This is a genomic window from Arthrobacter sp. lap29 (genome assembly GCF_032458965.1).
In the GTDB taxonomy this organism is placed as follows: domain Bacteria; phylum Actinomycetota; class Actinomycetes; order Actinomycetales; family Micrococcaceae; genus Specibacter; species Specibacter psychrochitiniphilus.
Map to the genome: position 1 here is coordinate 57,250 of NZ_JAUCEK010000003.1, position 23,813 is coordinate 81,062.

Annotated in this window: 20 protein-coding genes; 12 read left to right on the forward strand and 8 right to left on the reverse strand. The window is 59.7% G+C overall.

Features of this window, described 5'->3' with window-relative positions; genetic code table 11:
* Window positions 1–144 precede the first annotated feature (144 nt).
* Window positions 145–1,389, forward strand: a complete 1,245-nt coding sequence (locus tag RY113_RS05825) for an MFS transporter (RefSeq protein WP_315914111.1) — start codon at window positions 145–147, stop codon at window positions 1,387–1,389.
* Window positions 1,390–1,510: 121 nt separating this feature from the next.
* Window positions 1,511–2,206 carry a biliverdin-producing heme oxygenase gene (locus RY113_RS05830; protein ID WP_315913856.1) on the forward strand — a complete coding sequence of 232 codons (696 nt, stop codon included), beginning with the start codon at window positions 1,511–1,513 and terminating at the stop codon, window positions 2,204–2,206.
* A 101-nt stretch (window positions 2,207–2,307) separates the two neighbouring features.
* On the opposite strand, the gene RY113_RS05835 is transcribed toward RY113_RS05830, so the two are convergent.
* From RY113_RS05835 to RY113_RS05850, 4 genes are all read right to left on the reverse strand, one after another.
* Window positions 2,308–3,768: a DUF2079 domain-containing protein gene (locus RY113_RS05835; protein ID WP_315913857.1), complete on the reverse strand. Its 1,461-nt coding sequence runs from the start codon at window positions 3,766–3,768 to the stop codon at window positions 2,308–2,310.
* A 114-nt stretch (window positions 3,769–3,882) separates the two neighbouring features.
* On the reverse strand, window positions 3,883–4,713 hold the full coding sequence (locus RY113_RS05840; protein WP_315913858.1) for a heme ABC transporter ATP-binding protein: 831 nt from the start codon (window positions 4,711–4,713) through the stop codon (window positions 3,883–3,885).
* Window positions 4,710–5,894 (reverse strand): iron ABC transporter permease, encoded by a 1,185-nt coding sequence (locus RY113_RS05845; protein WP_110105267.1) that lies wholly within the window; start codon window positions 5,892–5,894, stop codon window positions 4,710–4,712. Before RY113_RS05845 ends, RY113_RS05840 begins: the two co-directional genes overlap by 4 nt.
* Window positions 5,891–7,111, reverse strand: a complete 1,221-nt coding sequence (locus RY113_RS05850) for an ABC transporter substrate-binding protein (protein ID WP_315913859.1) — start codon at window positions 7,109–7,111, stop codon at window positions 5,891–5,893. Before RY113_RS05850 ends, RY113_RS05845 begins: the two co-directional genes overlap by 4 nt.
* A gap of 267 nt (window positions 7,112–7,378) precedes the next feature.
* Between RY113_RS05850 and RY113_RS05855 the strand changes: the two genes are divergently transcribed.
* Together RY113_RS05855 and RY113_RS05860 are read left to right on the forward strand one after the other, a co-directional pair.
* The gene (locus RY113_RS05855) at window positions 7,379–8,140 is read left to right on the forward strand and encodes a hypothetical protein (protein ID WP_315913860.1); all 762 of its coding nucleotides are present in this window, start codon (window positions 7,379–7,381) and stop codon (window positions 8,138–8,140) included.
* Between the two features lie 47 nt (window positions 8,141–8,187).
* Complete coding sequence (locus RY113_RS05860) at window positions 8,188–12,153, forward strand: HtaA domain-containing protein (protein ID WP_315913861.1); 3,966 nt, start codon at window positions 8,188–8,190, stop codon at window positions 12,151–12,153.
* A 101-nt stretch (window positions 12,154–12,254) separates the two neighbouring features.
* Here the strand turns inward: RY113_RS05860 and RY113_RS05865 are convergent, their stop codons facing one another.
* On the reverse strand, window positions 12,255–14,138 hold the full coding sequence (locus RY113_RS05865) for an HNH endonuclease signature motif containing protein (RefSeq protein WP_315913862.1): 1,884 nt from the start codon (window positions 14,136–14,138) through the stop codon (window positions 12,255–12,257).
* A 98-nt stretch (window positions 14,139–14,236) separates the two neighbouring features.
* Here RY113_RS05865 and RY113_RS05870 point away from each other — a divergent pair, with 98 nt between their 5' ends.
* A complete protein-coding gene (locus tag RY113_RS05870; RefSeq protein WP_110105262.1) occupies window positions 14,237–14,737 on the forward strand; it encodes a DUF456 domain-containing protein in 501 nt (166 codons plus the stop codon).
* Between the two features lie 33 nt (window positions 14,738–14,770).
* On the opposite strand, the gene RY113_RS05875 is transcribed toward RY113_RS05870, so the two are convergent.
* Window positions 14,771–15,229 (reverse strand): hypothetical protein, encoded by a 459-nt coding sequence (locus RY113_RS05875; protein ID WP_110105261.1) that lies wholly within the window; start codon window positions 15,227–15,229, stop codon window positions 14,771–14,773.
* 60 nt (window positions 15,230–15,289) lie between these two features.
* Here RY113_RS05875 and RY113_RS05880 point away from each other — a divergent pair, with 60 nt between their 5' ends.
* From RY113_RS05880 to RY113_RS05905, 6 genes are all read left to right on the forward strand, one after another.
* Window positions 15,290–15,910: a GNAT family N-acetyltransferase gene (locus tag RY113_RS05880; protein ID WP_110105260.1), complete on the forward strand. Its 621-nt coding sequence runs from the start codon at window positions 15,290–15,292 to the stop codon at window positions 15,908–15,910.
* Window positions 15,897–16,388 carry a thioesterase family protein gene (locus RY113_RS05885; protein WP_245932072.1) on the forward strand — a complete coding sequence of 164 codons (492 nt, stop codon included), beginning with the start codon at window positions 15,897–15,899 and terminating at the stop codon, window positions 16,386–16,388. The genes RY113_RS05880 and RY113_RS05885 overlap by 14 nt, the downstream gene beginning before the upstream one ends.
* Window positions 16,389–16,709: 321 nt before the next feature.
* A complete protein-coding gene (locus RY113_RS05890) occupies window positions 16,710–17,198 on the forward strand; it encodes a hypothetical protein (protein WP_315913863.1) in 489 nt (162 codons plus the stop codon).
* 99 nt (window positions 17,199–17,297) lie between these two features.
* Window positions 17,298–17,423: a hypothetical protein gene (locus tag RY113_RS05895; protein ID WP_315913864.1), complete on the forward strand. Its 126-nt coding sequence runs from the start codon at window positions 17,298–17,300 to the stop codon at window positions 17,421–17,423.
* Window positions 17,424–17,526: 103 nt separating this feature from the next.
* Window positions 17,527–18,975: a cytosine permease gene (locus RY113_RS05900; protein ID WP_315913865.1), complete on the forward strand. Its 1,449-nt coding sequence runs from the start codon at window positions 17,527–17,529 to the stop codon at window positions 18,973–18,975.
* Complete coding sequence (locus RY113_RS05905) at window positions 18,962–19,627, forward strand: cyclase family protein (RefSeq protein WP_315913866.1); 666 nt, start codon at window positions 18,962–18,964, stop codon at window positions 19,625–19,627. The genes RY113_RS05900 and RY113_RS05905 overlap by 14 nt, the downstream gene beginning before the upstream one ends.
* 242 nt (window positions 19,628–19,869) lie before the next feature.
* Here the strand turns inward: RY113_RS05905 and RY113_RS05910 are convergent, their stop codons facing one another.
* Window positions 19,870–20,085, reverse strand: a complete 216-nt coding sequence (locus tag RY113_RS05910; protein ID WP_170120893.1) for a hypothetical protein — start codon at window positions 20,083–20,085, stop codon at window positions 19,870–19,872.
* Window positions 20,086–20,302: 217 nt separating this feature from the next.
* Window positions 20,303–20,770: a ribonuclease E activity regulator RraA gene (gene rraA, locus RY113_RS05915; RefSeq protein ID WP_315913867.1), complete on the reverse strand. Its 468-nt coding sequence runs from the start codon at window positions 20,768–20,770 to the stop codon at window positions 20,303–20,305.
* Window positions 20,771–20,986: 216 nt separating this feature from the next.
* On the opposite strand from rraA, the gene RY113_RS05920 reads away from it, so the two are divergent.
* A complete protein-coding gene (locus tag RY113_RS05920; RefSeq protein WP_315914112.1) occupies window positions 20,987–23,794 on the forward strand; it encodes an FAD-binding and (Fe-S)-binding domain-containing protein in 2,808 nt (935 codons plus the stop codon).
* Window positions 23,795–23,813: the final 19 nt, after the last annotated feature.

Consider the following 23,813-nt stretch of genomic DNA (forward strand, 5'->3'; position numbering starts at 1 on the left):
GTCACTTCTGCGGAGTCAGCGTCAAAGTCGACGCGGCAAGTAGCTCGGCACGTAGGCTGGGGCCATGCAATTCAGGATGGTACGGATCAGTTGGACTGAGCGGGAGGCACGGGCGTGACTTTCAAAGATGCAGATGCAGGAGCCATGCCCACCGCCCAAAGTGTGGCGTTGGCTGAACCCACAATCAATGTCAGGCACCGCTGGACAGCGTCTATTGTGCTAGTCAACGTGGGTATTAACGCCGCCTTCTTTGGCCCCATACAAGTTCTGCTGGGGCAGCAGGCCATGACCTTTAACGCCGATGAGAAAGAGGGCATTCTGGCGTTGGTGACAGGTGCAGGTGCCGCTGTCTCCCTTGTTGCCAACCCACTTTTTGGCACGTTCAGTGACAGGACAACCTCACGCTTTGGCCGGCGCGTCCCCTGGGTTTTCATCGGCGCCTTACTGGGCACCATTGGCCTGGTGGGATTGGCGGGTGCGCCCAGTGTTGCGGCCATGACGCTCCTGTGGTGCCTGGTGCAATTGGGCTGCAACGGGGCGCTTGCCGCCACCACGGCGGCCATCCCGGACCAGGTTCCGGTGCGCCAGCGCGGCAGCATTGGCGGGTTGGCGTCCATGGGCACCGTGGTGGGCATCCTGGTGGGGGCGGCCATTGGTGCCGTAGTGTCCGGAAACTTCGCACTCGGTTTCATTATCTGCGCCATTGGCCTGGTGGTGGGCATGGTGCCGTACTTGTTTTTCGCCAATGACCCAGTATTGGATGCGAGGGAGAAGTCGTCCTTCCGCTGGGTGGCGTTCATCGCCGGCTTTTGGATCTCACCACGCCGTTACCCGGACTTTGCGTGGGCGTGGATCACCCGCTTCCTGGTCAACGTGGGCAACCACCTGGTCACCTTATACTTGCTGTTCTTTCTCACTGACGCCGTGCATCACAAGGATCCCGCGTTCGGCGTCCTGGTCCTGACGGGCATCTACGCCGTTTTGACGCTCATCACGGCCGTCATTGGCGGGCGGTGGACTGACAAGGTGGGCAGGCGCAAACCATTTGTTATTGCCTCGTCGGCAATCATTGCCCTCGCCGCCCTGATTCTTGCCTTTTTCCCAACCTGGACCGGAGCCATTGTGGGCGCTGCGGTTCTGGGTATTGGCTACGGGGTGTACCTGGCCGTGGACTTCGCGCTCCTGACCCAGGTCCTGCCATCTTCCGCCAGCCGGGGTAAGGATATGGGGGTCATCAATGTGGCTAATTCCCTGCCGCAGGTCATTGCGCCCATCATTGCGTGGCCACTGGTTACCCTGTTCGGTGGCTATGTGACCCTGTATGTGGCGGCCGCCGTGATTGGGCTGCTTGGCGCCGTGTTCGTCGTCAAAATCAAGGGGGTTGACTAAGGGAGGGCCGAGGGCTGCGGCCCTCTGAGCAATTTGAGTGACACTGTGTCGTTAAGATCTTGACAGACTGTCACTATCTTTGATTAGCTAAGGCTTACTTAATCTAATTATGGAGTTTGCCATGTCTGCACCCGCAGTTGAATCCGCTCTACCCGAGACTGCTGCTGAGCTCTCGCAGGAACTTAAAACTCACACCGCGGCAGCCCACGCGGCGGCAGAGGATTCCAGCTTCGTGGCCGAGCTGATGGGTGGGACTTTAGATGCTGCCGCCCTGATCAGCCTGCTGGATCAGAGCCTGATCATTTACCGCGCCCTGGAAGCTGCCTTGGCTTCCCATGTAAACCACCCCCAGCTGGGTGCTTTCATCGATCCGAAGCTGGCCCGCGTTGGAGCACTGGAACGCGATATGGCCTACCACCACGGCGCCGACTGGGAGGCGCAGCTTGCTGACGGGCGCATCACCATTGTGCCCGCCACCCGCACCTACGCCGATGAACTCTCAACTCTGGGCCGCGAATCAATCGAGTTCCTGCTGGCCCACCACTACGTGCGCTACATGGGCGACCTCTCCGGCGGGCTCATCATCCAGCGCATGGTCCAGCGCCACTACGGCATTGCCGATGAGGGCCTGAACTTCTACGCCTTCGATCAGATCGCCAAACCCAAGCCGTACAAGGACGCTTACCGCACCCTCCTGGACACCACCGATTTCACCCGGGAACAAAAGGATTCCATCCTAGCTCACGCCTCGAATTCCTTCGAACTCAACCGGGCAGTATTTGTGGACTTGGACGCTGCCCGCACGGCCGCTGCCTAGTCACACCCTCAACAAGTCACGCCCTTAACAAGCCACACGCTTAACCCAAAGAACGACGGCGGCACTCACGTGCCGCCGTCGTTCTTCCTCCCGAAGGGGTACTACTCCTTGCGGGCAACTTGGTAGTGAGCGTCCGCATAAACAGTGACAAAGCGGGTACCGGGGAAGCGCTGTTCCGCCTCCTGGGCGATGGCGGTGGCAGCTAGGCCGGGGCGGCCGGAAACGTCGAAGAAAACGTAGTCCGGGACCGGATTCTTGTTGCCAATCCAATACACTTCGGTGCGGTCCACCAAATAGCTCATGAGAGAAATATCGGTTTCCACCGTGACACCATCCGGCACGGCGGCCAAGGCGCTTTGTGAGGAAGCTGCCGTGGTGAGCGGGAAGTTTTTGGCCGGGTCGGCCAACTTTTCAAAGGCGTACTGGCTGCTCAGAACCACGGCAATGACCATGATGGTGGTGCCCAGCAGCAACCGTAGCCGCGTGCCGGAGAGGACTTTTCGCCGGGACAGCGCATCAATGGCGGCAATGAAAACCACTGGCATCAGGACGGCGCTGTATTGCCATTCCTGCCCCCAGTACACGGGGAGTTCCGAGAGGAAGCGCCAGGCCAGAGTGGGCAGGACAATCAGTGTTAGTGGTGAAAACAAGCAGAGGCCGGCGGTGATGGCTGCCAGGAGCAGCACTGTGGTGACCTTGTCCGGCTGGAAGAGGGATGCGGGGTCTTTTAAGAGGCCTGCGATGTTGAGCTGGCTCTGGTAGGCCCATTCGGATCCGGGGTTCATCGAGGGCAGAATGACTTTGGTGGTCAGCACGAACCAGCCCACACCCCAGGCTGAGAGCCAGAGGCCGGCGGCGGTTCGGGCTCGCCACGCCATGACCAGGCCAATGACAAACACCGTCAGCCCCAGGTCCTCCTTGACGAAGACAAGCAACGAGGCCCATATCCAGGCGGAACGCCACTTTTCCTCCAAGAGTGCAACCAGGGATAGGGCCAGCAGCGGGACAGCAAAAGCAATCTCATGGAACTGTGAGTCCACGGCAGATTGCAGCCCCCAACTCAAGGCGTAACCAACCCCCAGGCATGCGCCGGTGATCCTGCCCAGCCGTTTGATGGCCAAATGGGCAACAACCACCACGGAAATAGCCAGCAGCATGTTCTGCACCACCAGCAAGGTGTAAGCGCTGGGGAAAAGCTTGTAAAACGGGGCCAGCAACACCAGTATGGGGTGGAAGTGATCGCCGAGCAGGTTGTAGCCATCGCCCTTCAGGCTCACAATGGGCGGGCGGAAGTTTGCGTAGTCCTTGGCTAATTGGGTGAAGATACCCAGATCCCAGGACCGGACGGTGAAGCTTTGCCACTGCAGCCAGGAAAACATGGAATACACCACGAAGGCCATGGCGCCTACCAGTCCAGACAGGGACAGGGCTGAGGCAGCCACCTCCCGCAGTCCGGCCGAGATGCGGGGTCTCGTACCGGGCGGAACGGCCGCCGCGTCCTGCCCATCCCGGGCGTCCTGGCGACTAGTCGCCTCGGGGCTGATTTTTTGCACTGTGCTCACCGTGAAAGTCTAGGCTGGGAGCCTGCTAACCCGGGCATTGTGAAATGCCTGGCTGCGGCCGCGGGCACTGCAGAGTAAGGGCGTGCCCAAGGTCTGGGGCTTGTTAGCTGCGCTTTACCTGCGCGGCAAAATGATTGTGCGGCCTGTGACGGGATGGGCCATGACATCGATTCCGTGTTGGTAAACGCGGCTGAGGATCTCCTCCGTCAACACCTCTTCGGGTGTGCCAAGGGCGGCCAGCTGGCCCTTCTCTAGAACCGCAACCTTATCGGCATAGCCAGCTGCCAGATTCAGATCATGGAGCACAACCACCACGGCGCGGCCGGCGGCGGCACGAGCGCGGGCCACTTGGAGCACCAATTCCTGGTGCCGCAGATCCAAGGCTGCGGTGGGCTCATCGAGCATCAATACAGCGGTGTCTTGGGCCAGTATCCGCGATAACGCCACGCGAGCCTTCTCGCCACCCGAGAGGTGGGAGAAACGCCGTTGGGCAAAGTCACTGATATCAGTGGCGGCCATGGCAGCGGTGATGAGTTCGTCGTCGTGCAGGGAAGCTGCCGTGTTGGACCAAGGGGCGCGGCCCATCTGGACCACTTCAAGCACATTGAAGGGGAAGCTGAGCTGGATCTGCTGCAAGAGCACGGCCCGTCGCAGCGCCAACTCCTGTGCACGCCATTGGTGCAGTGGGCGGCCGGAGAGTTCAATCTGGCCGCTTTCTAGCTCTAGATCGCCGGCCAAGGCGGCTAGCAGCGTGGACTTTCCGGCGCCGTTGGGCCCCACCAGGGCCAGTACCTCCCCGGCCATGACGGATAAGTCAACACTGTTGAGCACCCTCTTGCCACCCAGCTCTACGGAGACGCCGGTGGCCACTATTGCTACCTCGCCGGGGATCAAAGGGTCCGGAATCTCTGTGGGCGGGGCGCGGAAAACATCCAACATGCTCATGCCCAGCCTCCTTGTTCGTTGCGGGTCCGGCGCAGGAGCCAGAAGAAGAAGGGGCCGCCAATGAGTGCCGTCAACATGCCCAGGGGAAGGTCTGAATACGTGACGAGGGTGCGGGCTCCAAGATCGGCCAGCAACACTAGGAGTGCGCCGCCCAAGGCGCTGGCGGGCAGGAGTAGTTTGTGGCCCGGGCCTGCGATGATGCGGATCAAGTGCGGCACCACGAGTCCCACGAAGCTGACAATCCCAGTGAAGGCCACCCCTGCCCCCACTAGCAGGGCTACCGTGATAATCATTCTCATGCGAAGCCGTTCCACATTGACACCCAAATGCCTGGCCGAGCGTTCTCCCAGTGCCAGCAAGTCCAGTTTTCCGGCCGCAGAAAAGGCCATGACCAAGCCGGCAACTAACAGTGGCAGCACGGAGAGAACACTGATCCAACTGGTTCCGTTGAGGCTGCCCAACTGCCAGAAGATGAGCTGGTCACGGGCGTTGGGATCGGCAACATAGGTATAGAAGGCGATCATTGCGAACGTGAAGGCGTTCACCGCAATACCCGTCAAGACAAGCGTCACCACTTCAGTGCGGCCCTTGCTGCGCGAGAGGCTGTACACCAGCAAAGTGGTGATGAGCCCGCCCATGAACGCGAAGATGGCCACCACCCAATTCCCGTGCGTGGCCAGACCTGTCACTATGGCGGTGCTGGCCCCCACAGCTGCGCCGGAGGACACCCCCACCACAGCAGGTTCCGCCAGCGGGTTGCCAAAGACTCCCTGCATGACGGTGCCCGAGCACGCCAGTGCGGCACCGACAATCATGGCCAAGGCGACGCGGGGAAAACGGACTGACCAAAGGGTTTCATAGCCTCGAGGATGTTCCGGAAGCGGTGCTCCGCCGAAGGGGGCACTCAGTCCGGTGCCGAAGTAGTCCAGCCAGCCCTGCAGCCAGTTATTGATGCCGTGAAGAATGCTGCCAATGACTTCCACGGGGGCAATGTGCAGTTGTCCCGTGCCGGCGGCGATGATGGCGGTAATGGCCAGTGCCGCCGAAAGGACACCCAGGATGAGGCGGTCCTTCGCTCTACCTCTAGATTTCTTTGGGGCTTTGCGGGGCTTGGGTGGTTTGCTAATTTCTAGCTGTGCGGCGGCGGACTCCGTGGTGTTGGTGGACGTTTTTGTGCTCATTCGGAGTTTCCATGGATGGCTTGAGAGAGTGCCTTGATGATTTGGCCTGAGCGGGGGCCGAAGCTGAGCAGCGTGCCATCGGCCACATCAATCACACGCTTGTTGGCTCCGGCAGGCGTCTGGGCAATGCCTTGAATCTTGAATAGGCCTTCTGCTCCACCCACGCTTTCGAGGCCTCCGGACATAAGGAGCAGCACGTCAGGGGCGGCCTTGATCAAAGCTTCGGAGGTGAGAGGAGTAAAAGGCATCTTCAAGCCAATGTCTGTTCCGACGTCGGCAGCGCCAGCAGCCTTGATCATGTCATCGGCGCCGGATCCGGGGCCCGCCATGAGGTAGACGCCAGCGGTGCCGCGTACATACAGGAAAGCGATGCGCGCCGGGGTAGCGTCGCGGGGAACCATGCTCAGTGCGGCAACCATGTCCGCGCCAACCAGCTTGTTGAGCTCAACGCCGGCGTCAGGAATACCCAGGGCCCCGGCAACGGCGGTGATCTGGTGACTGACCCCGTTCATGGTGCGGGACGGGTCAAAAAATATTACCGGGATGCCTACTGCCCGCAATTGTTCTTGTACTTCCAGCGGGCCGATGGTGGTGTCAGTGAAGATGACGCTGGGGTTCAGTGCGGTAATAGATTCGGCATTGAGATCATGGCCTGTGGGGGTGACAATCGTGGCATTTTTCGCCTGCGGGAAGTCTGCTGCACGGTCCCGGCCAATGACGTTGGCTCCCAAGCCCAACCCATAAACAATTTCAGTCAACGTGCCGTGCAAATCAATGGTGACGATTCGGCTCACATCTGTAACTGACACTTGCACCCCGTCGCAAGAAAGCACGGTGGTGGGGAGTGCGGGGGTGGGGGTGGTGGCCACCATGGGCAGGGTGATCCCCGATGTATCAACTGTTGTGGGGCCCGCCTGAGTGGAACTGGTAGAGGTTGTGCTGCCGGCTGAGACGCCCGGGCTTGTGCTTACTGCCTGCCATTCGGTGGGGAGCGGTAGCTTGCCGGCTGTGCCGTCCGTGCATGCGGACACAGGAGCCGCGGTTGTGGAGGTGGCCGCGCTGGGGGAGTCTGCCGGGCCGTTAGTGCCGGGTGCTGCGGGAGCGCATCCACTGACAAGCCAGGAAAGCAACACCACTGACGCGAGCGTTGCAAAAGAGTGTTTCCGGGCGCTTGATCGGCGTTCGGGCGCAGCAAAGGGCTGAAAAGCAAAAGTCATTAGTTCCCCAGAGAGAGGCGGCGACGGTGCAAAAGCCGGTCCGCAGCAAGCCGTAAACCGTCCTTTTTCTTAACTAAGCCTACCCTAGGTTAGGTTATGTTTAGGTCAATCTAATCTTGCGTAATGTGCGTGCCTGAAAAGTTGCTACATGCTTCGCCGGGAATCCAAAGAATCAACGCGATATTGCGTCATCACAGCATGCGCACGGACAGTTCGTTCCGTGCGCATGGCGGGCTGCTTCCGGGCAGGCCCCCAACAAGGAGGATCATGAGGGGAATCACCAGCCGCGATGTGGCACAGGTGCCACAAAGGGGTGCTCAAACGCGCCTCACCCGCATTCTGGGTGTTTTAGTGCTGTCAGGCGGCTTGGCTCTGGCGTCAGGTGCTGGTGCGTTTGCAGCATCGAGCAGTGGGCCCAGCGGCCAGTCGCTGACTGTGGACAGGTCAACAGGGTTGGCCGAGGCAGGAGACTCCGTGCAGGTCAGCGGTGCCGGTTTCGATCTGAGCAAGGGCATTTACGTGGGTGTCTGCGTCAATAATGGTCCCGGCGTTGTAGCCTCGCCATGCCTCGGCGGTGTAGATATGACCGGTGGGAGCGGCAGCTCATTGTGGATTTCCTCCAACCCTCCGGCCTATGGTCAGGGACTTGCGCAGCCGTTTTCCCAGAGCGGAGGCAAGGGCTCATTCTCTGTCTCGTTGGCTGTGAGTGCGGCCGATGCGTTGACGAGTTGTCAAGATCCGGCCACGGCGCCCAATGGTTGCGTCATTGCCACTCGCGCAGATCACACCCGTAGTGCAGACCGCAGCGCTGATGTCATGGTTCCCATTAGTTTCGGGGCCGCAGCCGCGGAAAAGGGCGCCGGTACAGTCGCCGACGCCGCCGGGCAGAGCGGCGAGAAGAAGGCAGCCAAGGGTGGCCTGGCAAAAACGGGTGCCACAACAGGCATTTACATTGCTGGTGGCGCAGTGCTGCTGGCGCTGGGCGGCTGCGCCGTTGTCATGACCACCCGGCGTCGAGGTGGGAAATGAACCAGCCCAATTCCACAAGAAATTCTCCCCGATCACAGAGGAAGACCATGACATCGCAACAACGAGGCCTCTGGTGGCGGCGGCCTTTGGCCGTCCTTGCCGCACTCGCCATGACAGGAGGCGCCGTGGTGGTGAGCGCCCCGGCAGCTTCTGCCGCACCGGCCACCCCTGAAGTGAGTGCTGGCAGTCTCGATTGGGGAGTTAAGGAATCATTCCGCAACTACCTCAAGATGTCTTTTGCCGGGGGAACAACAACACTAGGCGGCGGGGCTAGCGAAAACGCTGATGGTACCTACAATTTTCCGGCCGCGGCTGTTGACCCTGCCGCGCAACTTGTCAGCTTTGGCGGGTCAGTAAGTTATTCTGCCCATGAGGGGCAGCTCGCCGTCGAGATTTCGGACATTCGTTTAGACCTGGCGCGTGGCTTTCTGGTAGCTGATGTGGTGAGCAAGTCGCGCGTGGGCACCGCAATGGTGACTTACGACGACGTGGACCTCACCACCCTGGGCGCTGGTGCGAGCGTGGCGGACGGTGAAGCCAGTGGGACTGCTTTGCCTGCGAAATTGACCGCCGGTGGAGTTCCTGCGTTTGCATCCTTTTACGGTGAGGGTGATCCTTTTGACCCCGTAAGTTTTGCGGTTTCCTATGTTGCTCCCGTTGAGGTGCCGGTGGTGACCGCGTCGCCGGCTGCGCAGGCAGTGGAGAGTGGCGCTCCGGTGACATTCACGGCCGCCGCCACCGGGCATGATGCGCTGCAGTGGCAGGTTCTTGCCGCTGGCTCCGCGGACTGGGCTGATATTGCTGGGGCTTCAAGCCCCACACTGACCATTACTGCCTCGGCGCTCGAGAATGGCAACCAATACCGTGCCGCGTTCACCAACGCAGGCGGTGTTGTCTACAGCGGGGCTGCGGCTCTGACAGTGACCGAAGCGGAGGAGCCTGTTCCTGTGTTTACGCCTGAGTTGAAGGTGTTTGCTGCTGATGGTGTGACGGTTTTGAGTGGTCCTGTTGCTGAGGGTGCGAAGGTTGTTGTTAAGGGATCTGGTTTTGATCCGCAGGCCAATATTGCGCCTGCTGGTTCGCGTCCGCCGATTGCTGCTGGGAATCCGGCGGGTGTGTATGTGGTGTTTGGTAAGTTCGCTGATAAGTGGCGGCCGTCTGAGGGGGCTCCTTCTTCTGCTCGTGTGGTGGGGGATCAGTTGTGGGCTTTGAGTCAGGCTGCGCTTGATGCAGTTCCAGCGGCGTACAAGAAGGTTGTTAGTGATCAGTGGGTTGAGATTTCCCCTGAGGGTAATTTCACTGCGACGCTGACGGTGGCGAAGAAGACTGACAAGAACGGTGAAGTTCAGTGGCCTGAGGCTGGCAATTTTGGTGCTTACACCTACCCTGCGGGTGGGACGAGCAAAGCTGCGCAGGAACTTTACGCACCAATCACCGTTGGCAAGCCTGTTCCTGTGTTTACGCCTGAGTTGAAGGTGTTTGCTGCTGATGGTGTGACGGTTTTGAGTGGTCCTGTTGCTGAGGGTACGAAGGTTGTTGTTAAGGGATCTGGTTTTGATCCGCAGGCCAATATTGCGCCGGCTGGTTCGCGTCCGCCGATTGCTGCTGGGAATCCGGCGGGTGTGTATGTGGTGTTTGGTAAGTTCGCGGATAAGTGGCGGCCGTCTGAGGGGGCTCCTTCTTCTGCTCGTGTGGTGGGGGATCAGTTGTGGGCTTTGAGTCAGGTTGCGCTTGATGCAGTTCCAGCGGCGTACAAGAAGGTTGTTAGTGATCAGTGGGTTGAGATTTCCCCTGAGGGTAATTTCACTGCGACGCTGACGGTGGCGAAGAAGACTGACAAGAACGGTGAAGTTCAGTGGCCTGAGGCTGGAAATTTTGGTGCTTACACCTACCCTGCGGGTGGGACGAGCAATGCTGCGCAGGAACTTTACGCACCAATCACCGTTGGCAAGCCTGCAGAACCCGTTGCCAAGCCTGCTCTGAAAGTTGAGCCGGCAACGGGCCTCAAGCATGCTAGCAAGGTCATGGTGTCCGGTTCTGGTTACACAAAAGACCGCTGGATTTATATTGCAGAAACCGCTCAGGGCCCCGGTGCTGACAGGGTGCCGGAGTCCTACGAGAACGCTGTTCGGCTGAAGGTGGATCCAGACGGAACCTTCGGTCCGGTGGAATTCTCGGTAACAACAGTATTCAAAAATGGTGGCTTTAATGCCATCGACAACACGCTCTACATTTCCACGTTTTCCTCACCGTTGGATATTGACAACATTGAGCACAACTACTCCGCGGACCGCAGTCAAGACGAATTCGTCAAGCTAGCCTGGGCCGATGCCTCAGCACCGAACGTCCCGGAGCCCGAAGTTCCTGCCAACGAACCGACTCTGACTCTCGATGCGGCCAGCGTTGACGCGGGCAAAACCGTCAAACTCACAGGCGCTGACTTTGCCCCGGGCAGCACACTTGCCTTTGACCTCAATGGTGAAGAGATTGCGCCAGGGGCTCCCTCCGCAGCCGTCGGCGGACTGGAGTGGGGTGTTAAGGAATCATTCCGCAACTACTTGGGCAGCTCCATCGCACAGGGCACCATCGTCACGGATGGTGGCGCCACGGACAACCCGGACGGCACTTACCACTTCCCGGCAGTCAGCTTCGATGCTGCGAACAAGATTGCTAGCTTTGCCGGCTCGGTATCCATGGTGGGTCACGACGGTGCGCTTCAAGTCACCTTGAGTAATCTCCGCGTGGACGTCAAAGCTGCTAGTTTGCTGGCCGATGCAACTAGCAAGTCATTGGACGGCGAGCTGAATAAGTACTCTGACGTTGCCCTGGTTTCAATCGATACCACTGCAGTCACGGGCGGCAATGAGGGCGTTTCCGGTAAAAATCTGGCCACGGTCCTAACCAAGGCAGGGGTGCCGGCTTTCGCTGACTTCTACCCGGTGGGCACATCCTTTGATGGCTTGAGCTTCGAGGTGCGGAGCCTGGCTCCTGCAGAGCAGCTGCTGGTTGATGCCAACGGAGCTTTCTCACTCGAGTGGACTGTTCCCGCCCGGCAGAAGTCAGGCAAGTACACCGTCACTGCCACAGCAACTGCTCCTGAAGTAGCCACATTGGCTCACGGGGTTGTTCAGACTGGTGGGGTGCAGAAAGCTTCGGCAGCCCTAGAGATTACAGCTGCTGCGATCACGCCGCCCACCACTGACAAGCCCACGGCACCGCCAGTGACTGACAAACCGACGCAGGCTCCAGAAGGAAGCCTAAATGCGGATGCGAAGTGCAGCAATGGCAAGGTTGTGGGCGGCACCCTGACGTGGGGAGTCAAGGAATCCTTCCGGAAGTACATCACCGGCAACATTGCCAAGGGTCAGATTACTTTCAACGGTTCTCCCGCAACGTGGGACCAGCTCTTCACCTTTACCAAGGGTGCCGGCAGCATTGATGCCGGCAAGCGAACGGGTGAGGTTGTCTTCGACGGCGTTGTCCGCTTCCAGGGCCACGATTACGGATCCGGCCCGGTCCTGTCCGTGACAATGCAGAAATTGACCTTGGTCATGGACGGCAACGTTGGCACGCTGCAGGCAGATGTGGTGAGCCGTTCCTTGGAATCGGCAACTGTTGGAGCAAAGCCCGGTGCCAACACCACCTACAACTCGGTGGTTTTGGCAACATTGGATCTGTCCGGCGCCGCACTGAACACTGCGGAGACCATGTACTCCGGAACCGCCGTCCAGACCACACTCGCAGCCAGCGGGGTTGCGCCGTTTGCTGATTTCTATGCAGCAGGGGAATCACTGGATGCCTTGAGCTTCAACCTTGGCTGCTCCGAAGGTGCTGTGTTGCCTGAGAACAATGCAGGCGCTTTAGCTGGTACTGGTACTGGTACTGGTGCTGGTGCGTTGGCGAAGACAGGCGCCATGGGCATGGATGCATCCGTCATTGGGGCCCTGCTGGTCCTGATGTTCGGTTCTGGCGTCATTGTAAGCAACCGTTTGGTGCGCCGCCGCCGCTACTAAAGGACGATGGTAATACCAACGTCTCAATAGAAACGTAGCTGTAAATAGCTAGGAAGGGGCGGCTTGTGCTGATGCACAAGCCGCCCCTTTGTTTAAGTTTGTCAGTGATTGTGCTTCTTGACGTAGCTGACGAGGAGTTGCTCGAGTGGGCTGGCGTTGCTTTCGGTATTCGTCCCGGATGCTGCAGGTTGTGAGGTCCCGTGCGCAGTTTCTTGTGCAACAGCGGGAGGTGCGGATGGGTTCAGGAGCTTCTCGAGCCACGTGGGATAACAGGGACGCTGATGGTCCTTGCGCCGGGTGCGGTGCTTCCTGCCCGATGGTGCCACCCAGTCAACGCTCCCGCCACAGTCCACGGTGGGGGTCCAGCCGCGCAGGCGAATGTTATGACGATCGGGATCGTCAATGCTGCGGCAGATTCCGTGCCGGTTTTTATCGTCCTTGTAATGCCGAAGTGCGTGGTGACGTTTGCAGGCGGGACGTAGGTTTTCCAGTAAGGTCTGCCCGCCGTTTCCGTAAGCCAACAGGTGGTCGGTTTCCGTATCCATGACGGGATTGGGGCAACCCGGAAAGTAGCAGCCGCCAACAAGCGCCCGCAGCACTGCCTTGTCCGCTTCGCGGAGCTGGTATCTCTCCGGATGCAACCCTAGAGGTTCACCCGTGGCCGGATCGGTCAGTACACGCAGGAAACTGCCCGCGTTGATTAGCAGCTTGCGGGCTATGTGCAGTGAAACCGGCCCGGAACAGGCCTCGGATCCTACTAATTCAGCGGGCTCATGGGTGATGCCCAAGGCCCCCAAGAAGGGCACAGTGATCAGGACCGTCGCTTCGGGTAGGGGTGGGTCAGCAACTGGCAGGTTGGCTTGGAGCGCTGCCAGCTGATCCAGATATTCCTGCGAAGCGTTTTCGTCGATTCCGTCCACCAACCCGTGTGCATACCCGCTGGGCCTTGCTTGCGAGCCTGGAGGGGTGCTGCTTGCCCCTGTGATGCTGGCGCTGTCCTCGGCGCCAAAACCAGGAAGCGGCGGCTGCCCGAGCAACAAAGCTGCGGCAACATCCACGCGCAGCTGCGTCAAGGTGCGGTTCTCAGTGTCACCGGCCAGAGCGCCGCTTGCCAGATCTCCGCCCAGATCCCGGCCTAGATCCCCTCCTGCTCGCGGACGGTTCTTGAGAGCGCGGGCAGTCCGGGTGCACTTGACCCAGATCCCTTCCGCCGCCAGCGATGGAACGTGAAGTGTCAGCCAGGACATGCCGTCCTTGCCCGGCGCCAAGGTCATGGACCGTGCTGCGTGGGCGGCTTTGCTGCGCGTGCTGATGGTTGCCGGATGGAGTGATTCTCTGGTCCTTCTGGCTTTTGGCGCAAAACTGGCGGCGCTGGAACCTGGTGCCAGCTGCAGAAGGCGCTGTTCAAAGGCAGCTGTTTGAGCGGCCGTTATGCCGGGGGTCTCAAGGAGCGTTGCCACCTCATCCACAATGATCCACGCGTGCCTGGCGGAGAGGGCCCCGGCCTGCAGTTGCGCGAAGGCCAAGGGATGGTTATTGAACAATTCCGTGGAGTGGTGGGCCAAGGTAGCTGCCGTACGTTCGGGGATGCACAGGGTTAAGGCGAGCTCACTATGGGCGCTGGATTCGCAGATTCCCGCCTGCCACGGATCCAGAGACATTGACTGACCTTCCACGGCGGCTGCCCCCATGAGCTGGGCCACCAAAGCGGCCTTGCAGGCGGCCACCCCGTCTTCAAGGCATTTCATGGCACCTAGCGCGGCTACCGCAGAATCGTAGACAGTCCGGGCCACGCTCAGTCTTGAACGTGGTTCCTGCGAAGGAGACTGAAAAGGAGCCGGAACATAGGCGGGTAGACCCTCAAGGGCAGGACTGTCAGTGCCAAAGGGTTCAATGGAAGGAAGAGTAATTGCGCGAAGGGCTGAAGCCACATCCTGTGTGGCTTCAGGGCCCCGGTCTCCGGGGTCAATCTCCGGAATACTCATATATCCATTATAGAGAATACGTTATAATAATGCTATAGTTCCCCATAAATTTATTCTATAAAATAGTCAGTCACCACCGCGGCTGGGAGAGTTGCTCTATGGATGCGCAGATCGTTTGGACAGTGGTTTGTGGGCTCGCTATTGCTGTCGGTGCCGTTGGGATTATTGTTCCGGTGCTGCCCGGCAGCATGCTCATTGCGGTGAGTCTGCTGGTATGGGCGCTAGCGGTGGGTGGCCCGGTAAGCTGGATTGTTTTCGGTGTGGGCCTGGCCCTCGTGGCTTCGGGTATGGCCTCCAGCGCCGTGCTGACGGGCAGGGCAATGAAGAAGCGGTCCATTCCCGGCCGTTCGGTGGTCATTGGCCTGGCGCTCGGCGTTGTGGGCTTCTTTGTGGTTCCCGTGGTGGGGTTGCTGTTGGGCTTTGCGGCAGGGCTGTTCCTCTCGGAATTTGCCCGCCAGAAGGAGTTCAAGCCGGCAGTGTCCTCATCCGTGGCTGCGCTTAAAGCCACCGGGTTGGGGATCTTGGCCGAATTTGGCTTCGCCGCGCTGGCTGCCGGAACGTGGGCTGCGGGAGTGCTGATCTACTTCGTGAATCGGTAGAGCTTCTTCGGCGGCCACTAGCAAGCCATGCGCCTAGGGGACGTTGAGCACCACGTTGATGGAAGCCATGCGTCCGCCGCAGCGCTCATCACCTGAGATACGGGTCCAGTTAAGGGCGGTGGACTGAGCAGCCACAACGTTCCACGCTTTGTCATAAACGCGGAACGTGACAGCTTTGGGCGGATTTGTAGCAACTTTGAAGAGCCAGGACCCATCCTTTTGCTGCGTCAGCATGCCGGAATTTTTTGCCGAGCTCTTCGCGAAGGTGGGTGGCAGTGGGACGCATTCCGTTCCGGAACAGGCAGTCACTGCACCCGCGTCAACGTTGCCCGTCAGCGAGAGTGTGAGCTGGTTGTTCCAGGTGGGAGCGGGGCAGGGCCCGGAATCTCTGTCAAGAACTATGGCACCAATGATGAAGGCCATGCAAAAGGCGGCCACTAGGGGAACTAAGACAAGTTCCACACGGCGGCGGGTAAGCGGAACGGCAGGCATGGCCACATGCTACCGAACCACTCTGACTGTTTGCCGCGAATTCGGCACTAGTATCTGTACATGCAAGCTGACACCTCCAAGATCCCGGTAGCAACTCAGCCCAACTACCCTTTCGTGCGGGGTGATGTTCGGCTGCGACCCGTTACCTTGGGCGATATCCCTGCTGTGAATGGCTACAGATCAATGGCAGAGGTTGCCCGTTATCTCCCGCACCAGCCGCAGACACTGGCAGACACCGAGCTGACAATCTCCTCCATGGTGGCCCAACAGGGCCTGACTATCCCTGGGCAATGGTTGGACCTTGCTGTGGAGGAGGGGCCGTCGTCGGAGGTGGTGGGGGAGGTGTTGCTCAAATGGGATGCCGAGAACTGGCGCCGTGGTGAAATTGGGTTCGTATTCAGCCCGGCAGCTCAGGGCCGGGGTATCGCCTTCGCTTCGTGTACTGCGGCCTTGGATATGGCATTCAACCACTTTGGTTGGCACCGGGTCGAAGGGATTTGTGATGAACGCAATGAAAAATCGTCCGCGCTAATGGCCCGGCTGGGGATGCGTTTGGAGGCCACCTTTGTAGAGTCGGATTGGAGCAAGGGTGAATGGGTCACCTTGGCGCACTATGCCATCTTGAACCGAGAATGGCAGGATCAAAAACAGAAAAGGAGCGCCACTCATGGCAGTGCCTGAGGGGATGCCCGACGCCGGAGTGCGGCTTACGCTCAATGTCCCCCTGCGCTGGGCAGACATGGATGCTTATGGGCACATTAACAATGTAGAGGTCCTGCGGATCTTGGAAGAGGCCCGTGTGCACGCCTTTGGCCAACCCGCTGGCACCGGGCTACCGGGAGTGGAGGTGGCCTTGCCAATATTTTCCGATCTTGCGCAGGACATCCAGGCGCTGGTGGTGGAGCACCGGGTGAAGTACTTGGCCCCGTTGAACTACCGCAATATTCCGGCGGTTGTTGAGGTGTGGGTCAGCGCCATCAAGGGCGCCAGCTTCACTGTTGCCTACGCCATTTTTGATCCAGTTACAAAGAGCAAATGTGTCATTGCTGAGACGGTCTTGGCGTTCTTCCATGAACCGAGTGGCACGGTGGTGCGGCTGGCAGAGTCCAAGAAAGCTCAGTTGGAGCCGCTCAAGGGAGTCAAAAACTTCAAATCCTGATCCTGGGAAAGTAAATCCCTCAACTGCATACCAGCCGAAATCGGCCTCAAGTAGTGTCCCGAAGGACTTTCCTTGCAAGGACGGAGGTTCACAGTCTTCGTCATGGGGTTCGGCGCTGACGATTTTGGTGATGTCGAACGAATGGTGCACGTCAAACATCGTTTCTCAGTATGCCGAGCCGAGCACGATCAGGATGGCTGATGTTAGGGTTCAGTGAAGGGTGGAACGTCGCGGCCACCACCTGGGCAGGAGGCGATTGGTGTGACGGCGGACGAGGTAACGATCGGGTCCTACCCACGGGATGATGTCTTCAATTCTTGGGTGAAGGACGGTCGGGTCAGGGCAGGAACAGCAAAGATCAGCGTCCGCATCGCCGACGGTTCACTCAAGCGGGTCGGTGAGCTGGTCCTCGGGAGTCTTGAGGTCCTGCATCCTGCCGTCGAGGTCGGTGCTGAGATCATCATCGACCTACACGGGCAGTTCGACGGTCTGGTTTTCGAGCGGCAGGTCACTTTCTTCGCCACCGGCGACGAGGGTCACGACGTGTATATCTCCGCAGTTGGCCCTGGGGCACGCGCAGAGCCTAAGACAGGTCGCCTATTTAGTAAGACGCGCTACTCTGGATTCGAATTCGGGGTGCTGGCCATGGCGGTGACGACACAGCAGGGCACTCGGGTCACGAGTCGATCAGGTCCGCTGATCGAGCACGATCCCGGTGATGGCGTAGCCCGAGCTGACAGCGCTCCAACGATCAAGTACACATCAGGTGTTCCCCTTGTAGCGCATCGACCCGGTGCAGACGTGTACTGATATTGGTGGTGCCGGGTGCGGCAACATGGCTAAGGCAGCTCCGCCGTTGACGGCACTGTATTCCAAACTCTCCACTAGTGGAATGTGCCAGGAGTGGCCATGCCAACTCCCGGATCGGCAGGTGATGCACAGACCATCGCTGGTCGCGAGCATCAAGGCATCAAGAGTGTAAATCCACGCAGCATGGGCCGCCACACTCCCAATGAGGTGGATCAATCCCCTTGACAATGTGTCGGGCTTCACACAAGATGAGACAACAAAAGTTTTCTTTCAGACAACATTTGTTTACCAATTTCGTCCGCTAGTGAATGTTGAGGCGTCAGTGCCCATGAATACCGAAGTGAGTGCTCAGCGAAGAAGCGGGCTCTCCCCCTGGGGCCGGCTCTCCAAGCGGCTTAACGCCGATTCCGATGGCTACGGCCCCATCAAGGGCACCCTTGGCGCCCGGCGCATAGGCCTTATTTGGCTGGCGGCCAATCTTGTGGTCACCACCCTCCTGACCGGAACGCTATTTGTCCCCGGAGTCTCATGGCCCCTAGCCATCGGGCTGATCATTGCCGGGTCTCTAGTAGGCGGCGTGGTTCTGGTGCTCATCGGCAACATGGGGACCCGAACAGGGCTTCCCACCATGTCACTGACCAAGGGAGCCTTTGGCCTCCGGGGATCCTTCCTTGCAGTGGCCGCCAACGTGGTGATCCTGATGGGCTGGAGCTGGGTCCAGGCCATGCTGGCAGGGGTGACGGTCAATTTCCTGGTTGAGCAGGCCACCGGCTTCTCGAATCCAGTGCTCTTCTCCGTCCTGTGCCAGCTGTTTGTTGTTGGGTTGGCAATATTTGGTCACGCTGGTATTGCCAAGGTTGAGCCATGGCTTGCGCTGGTAATTCTCGCCATCATGGCCTACATCTTCATTGTTGCCTTTACCTCGCACCCGCCTGCTGATTTCGCCGCCATCAAGGTGGACACCACTTTGGGCTGGTCAGGCATCACCGTGCTTGACGTCGTCATTGCCACGGCCATCTCGTGGACGGTGCTATCCGCCGAATTCAACCGGCTGGCCAAGACACAGGCCGCGGGGGTAGTGGGTTCAGGCATTGGGTACGTTGTCTCCACAGTCCTGTCGATGAGCTTGGGGGCCACGGCCATCGGATACGTGGTGCTGTCGGGCGGTGATGCGCTTGGATTCGACCCGACGGTCATTGTTGCCGCCTTTGGCGCTCCGCTGGCGATCGTCATTTTCCTCTCCGTAATGGCAACTAACACCATGGTTGTCTACGGCATGGTCTCCTCGGTGGTGAATATGGCTCCCTCACGCAGGATCCGGTTCCTGCCCACTGCGCTGGTTCTGGGGGCCATCTCCGTCCTAGGAGCAACATGGCTGGCACTCCTGGAACAATTCACCTCGTTCCTGACAGTTGTTGGCGCGTTGTTCCTGCCCGTGTTTGCCATCATGATCGTGGACTACTACATCGTGAACAAGGGCTACTACGGCTCGGACATCCTGCGTGGCCGCGGTGGGCGCTTTTGGTACCAGGGCGGGGTGAACATCGCCGCGATTGCCGTGTGGTTGGTGGGCGCCGGCACCTCAGTCATCTTGACCTATGTAGCGCCCAGTCCTATTGGTGCCACCATCCCCACTTTCGTCATTTCTTTTGCCCTCTACCTCGGGTGGGCGCTGCTCACCCGGAGCATCAGGACAGACAAACCGGTCTCACGCCACCTGACGGTGACAGAGCCCGAATCAAGCAACCCAGAAAGACAAGAAAATGCACATCGTTGACCTGAGCCAGCCCGTTTCCACCGGAATGCAGGTTTTCCCGGGGGATCCGGTTGTTTCATCGAATGAAGTGGCCACCAACGCCGCCGATGGATTCCAAGTCGCTGAACTCCATCTGGGCACTCACACCGGCACCCATGTTGATGCTCCCCTGCACACCGTCGACGGCGGCATAGCCGTTGACGAGCTAGATCTGGCGAGGCTGTACGGCCCCGCGCGGATCGTCCACGTGCCGGGGGCTGCCCCCCGCAGCATGATCGAGTTCAGTACGGTCGAAGCCCAGCTGAACAACCTCAAGCCAGGCACCATTGTACTTTTCCACACGGGCTGGTCCGCATACTTCAACACATCCGCTTACCTTGACCATCCCTACCTGGACCCGGACATTGCCGCGCACTTGCTGGCCCAAGGGGTTTCTGTCATCGGTGTGGACTCACTGAATCCAGATCCCACACCGGAGACGCAGACAGAGGCTCCGCTGCACTTGCCCGTGCACCAGCACATTCTAGGAGCAGGAGGTGCCATCATTGAGAACCTCACCAACTTGGCAGACATAACGTGGAAAGATCCACTGTTCTCTGCGCTGCCGCTGCGACTAATGGGCTTGGACGGTTCCCCAGTCCGGGCCGTGGCCATGCGTCCGTTCCCCGGATAGGGCCAAGGGAACAAGGCACAGGGGTAAAAAACGGTAGTGCACGTATCCATCTGACACACAGATTGCTGTGATGGTCTATGGGTCTGCTACTAACTTGGCAGGAGCAGCCAAGTTAGTAGCAGTTCAAACTCGCGCTCTTATTGTTGACGGATCTGATAAAAATGGGGCGCAAATTGCTCTGGCAGAGCACACGGCACCGCACATGAGAATCCCGTCAGTGCGGCGAGGGTTTACACCCTCTGTTATTTCTTTTCCTCAAGTTTTAGTGCCACACCTAGGGCGAAGAACGTAGGTGCCCAATGGCCAACAAAAATGCCCCACCGGTCCGATTGGGCCTTGGAATGGTCGGATTTGGCCCGGCTGACCAGCCAAGAACCTAGGGAGAGCGCGATGGATGCGAATCCCCCTGCGTATGCGTACTCGCTCTTGACGCCGGCATTGTGCAACATTTCGATCATGATGGCTTTCTCCACTCTAGAAATTACTGAGGTAACTCGACTCTGCCACAAGAGAAGCCGTATTTGAAGAGGCCTTCCGCTCGGAAGCGGATTGCTTTGGGCCAGGTTGCAGCGACAGGGCTCAGCGGTTCGGCCGCTGTGAGATCGGAGAAATGGTTATCCTCGCAGTCCTGTCCTGTCTGGAAAGTCTATCTACCAATGAGGACGTCCCTGCCATCTAGCCGGATACTAGAATTCCGTCTGGATCGGCATAGATCATGGCCCCGGGACGGATCTGAACGTCACCTAGACGCACGGTTCCATCCAGGTGGCCCAAGCCGTCCTTGGCGCTCTTGGCCGGGTTGGTGCCCAGCGCCTTTACCCCCAGGTCCAGGGTGCCGATGGCCACGGAGTCGCGGATGGCGCCGTTGATAATGACGCCCGCCCAGCCATGATCCACAGCAGATTGGGCAATCATGTCCCCCATCAGGGCGCTCTGGAGCGAGCCGCCGCCGTCCACCACAAGGACCGAACCGTTCCCTGGTGTGGCCAGAACCGCCTTCACTAGCCCGTTGTCCCGGTGGCATTGAATGGTCCGGGCCGGTCCGCTAAAAGTGGCCACAGCGCCAAAGTCCCTAAATTGCAGCGAGACGGAGGCCAGCTCCGGCCCCCGTTCGTCATACATATCTGCCGTGGAGATACCCAAAGTGTTCCTGTTCTGTGAGATCGTCTTTGGCCAGCATAAGGTGCAATACTCGTGGAATGCGAGGGATCTCTCCAACAGAAGCGAGGGCGCTGCGTTTCTGGCGCAGCGGAATTTAGCAGGGAATGCAAAGGGGTTGGGATGGCGGCGCAGACACACGGAATTACCGGGGACACAACAACGCTGGGCGGATTCTTAGAGCGGGAGATCCGCGCCGCTATGGCGGACCCGGCACAGACCCGGACCCGCGCCCTTGACCGGCACGCCAACGCGCATGACGCCTCCCATTTTCTCCTGATTCCACAGGCCGTGGCGGTCCCTGCGGATGCTGCCGAGGTTGCTAATCTCATGCGCGTCAGCGCCACCCATGGGCTGGAGCTGACACTTCGCTCCGGCGGTACAAGCCTGAGCGGGCAGGCCGTCAGCGGCGGGCTGCTGGTTGATGTGCGAAAGAACTTTCGCAGTATTGAAGTGCTCGACGGCGGTGCCCGGGTCCGTGTGCAACCGGGGGTTACGGTGCGGGATCTAAATGCACGGCTGCTGCGCTTTGGCTACAAATTCGGCCCGGACCCGGCCAGTGAAGCTGCCTGCACCATTGGCGGGGTGGTAGCCAACAACTCCTCAGGAATGGCCTGCGGCATTACCGATAACGCATACCGGACCCTTGAATCCCTGACGCTTGTGCTCCCCAGCGGCACCGTGATTGACACGGGCGCCCCGGATGCCTCCGCCCGGCTGCGCTGCCTAGAGCCCGAACTTTTCAAAGGACTGGGCGAACTTGCGCAGCGAGTCCGCAGCAACCCGGCCTCCCGGGCCACCATTGAGCGCCAGTTCGCCATGAAAAACACCATGGGTTACGGGCTCAATTCACTCTTGGACTTTGATGATCCTGTGGACATTCTGGCCCACTTGATAGTAGGCAGCGAAGGCACTCTGGGCTTTGTGGCCGAGGCAGTTTTCAGAACTGTTCCCCGACTGGCCCATGCCACCGCCGGGCTGTTGGTGTTCAAGGATCTGCATGCCGCCAACATGGCCTTGCCAGCGCTGGTGGACAGCGGCGCCGCCACCGTTGAATTGCTCGATTCGCTCTCATTGAAAGTGGGTCAGGGACTCACCCAGGTGCCCGGTGTGGTGCGGGATCTGCGTGTGGAGCAGCACGCCGCCCTGCTGGTGGAATATCAGAGTGGCAGTGCGGCGGAACTTGTGGACCTCAACGCCAAGGCTGTGGCGCTCGCAGGATCGCTGGGGCTGGACGGGCCAGCGGATTTCAGCTCAGATCCCACGATTCGAGCGGAGCTCTGGCACCTGCGTAAGGGGTTGTACACCTCGGTGGCCGGCGCCCGCCCGCAGGGCACCACTGCGCTATTAGAGGACGTGGTGGTCCCGGTCCCGGCACTGGCCCGCACCTGCCTAGAATTGAACACCCTCTTTAATAAGTACAACTATGCTAATTCCGTCATTTTTGGACATGCCAAGGACGGCAATATCCACTTCATGTTGACTGACAAGTTCTCCAGTGCGGACGAGCTGAGCCGCTACTCATCTTTCACCGAGGACATGGTGGATGTGGTGCTCGGTGAGGGTGGCTCACTCAAGGCCGAGCACGGCACTGGCCGCGTCATGGCGCCCTTTGTGCGCCGCCAATACGGCGATGAGCTCTACGGTGTTATGCGCAGAATCAAGGAGCTGTGCGATCCCTCCGGCATGCTCAACCCCGGCGTTATTTTGGACGACGATCCAACAGCACACTTGCGCCATATAAAATTGGCACCGCCGGAGGTTGATCCCGAAGTGGACCGCTGCGTCTCCTGCGGATATTGCGAACCCGTATGCCCCAGCAAGAACCTGACCTTGACCCCGCGGCAGCGTATTGTCACCCTGCGCGACATGGAGGCGGCCCGCCAGCGCGGGGACACTGAGCTCGCCGAAGCCCTCGCCAAGGACTATGACTACGCCGGTATTGACACCTGCGCAGTGGATGGCATGTGTCAGACCGCCTGCCCCGTGGATATCAACACCGGCACCATGGTCAAGCGCCTGCGCACCAAGGACGCCGGCATGGGAGAAAGTGCTGTGTGGGGGACCGTCGCCAAACACTGGGGTGCGCTCACCCAAAGTGCCGGGCTGGCACTGAGCCTTGCCGCGAAGGTGCCCTCTGTGGCCATGCAGCCTGTGAATAGATTGGGGCGGAAGGTGCTTGGGGCGGACACGCTGCCGCTGTACTCCTCCGAATTGCCGTCCGGTGGGAAGGCGCGACGCCGGCCAGCACCGTCCGGTGTTCCGGCGGCCGTGTACTTCCCCGCCTGTGTCAACGTGATGTTCGGCCCTGCCGGTGACGGCAATGCCGGGGTGCAGGCAAGTTTTGAGCAATTGTGCACGGCTGCCGGGGTGGAGCTGTTAGTTCCGGAGGGTATTTCCGATGCGTGTTGTGGAACGCCGTGGTCCTCCAAGGGGATGGCGGCCGGGCTGGAGACGATGCATGCACGGACACTGAAGTTGCTCCGCAAGGCAACCCGGGACGGCGAGCTGGAGGTTATTTGTGATGCCTCAAGCTGCACGGAAGGGCTGCTACACACCATTGAAACCGAGGTTCTGGACCCTGGCCAGCGGCCGTTGAGGGTGGTGGATGCCGTGGAATTTACCGCTGCGGCGCTGCTGCCGCTACTACAGGGGACCTGGAAACGGGTGGAATCGATGGCCTTGCACCCCACATGTTCATCCGCCCGGATGGGCCTGAACCCCGCCCTCTTGCAGATCGCCGAGGCCGCTGCAGAAACAGTTCAGGTGCCGGAAAGCTGGGGTTGCTGCGGATTTGCTGGAGACCGGGGCATGCTGCATCCGGAACTCACGGAATCAGCTACGGCCGCACAAGCCGGCGATGTAGTGGCGATGGGCGCAGCTGTGCATGCTTCCTGCAACCGGACCTGCGAGCTGGGAATGACCCGGGCCACGGGCGCAGACTACCGGCATGTGCTGGAAGTGTTGGCCGAGGTGGTTTCCCGCGAGATTCCCGTAACAGGGCAGTAAGTTCGCGCACGTTTAGGCC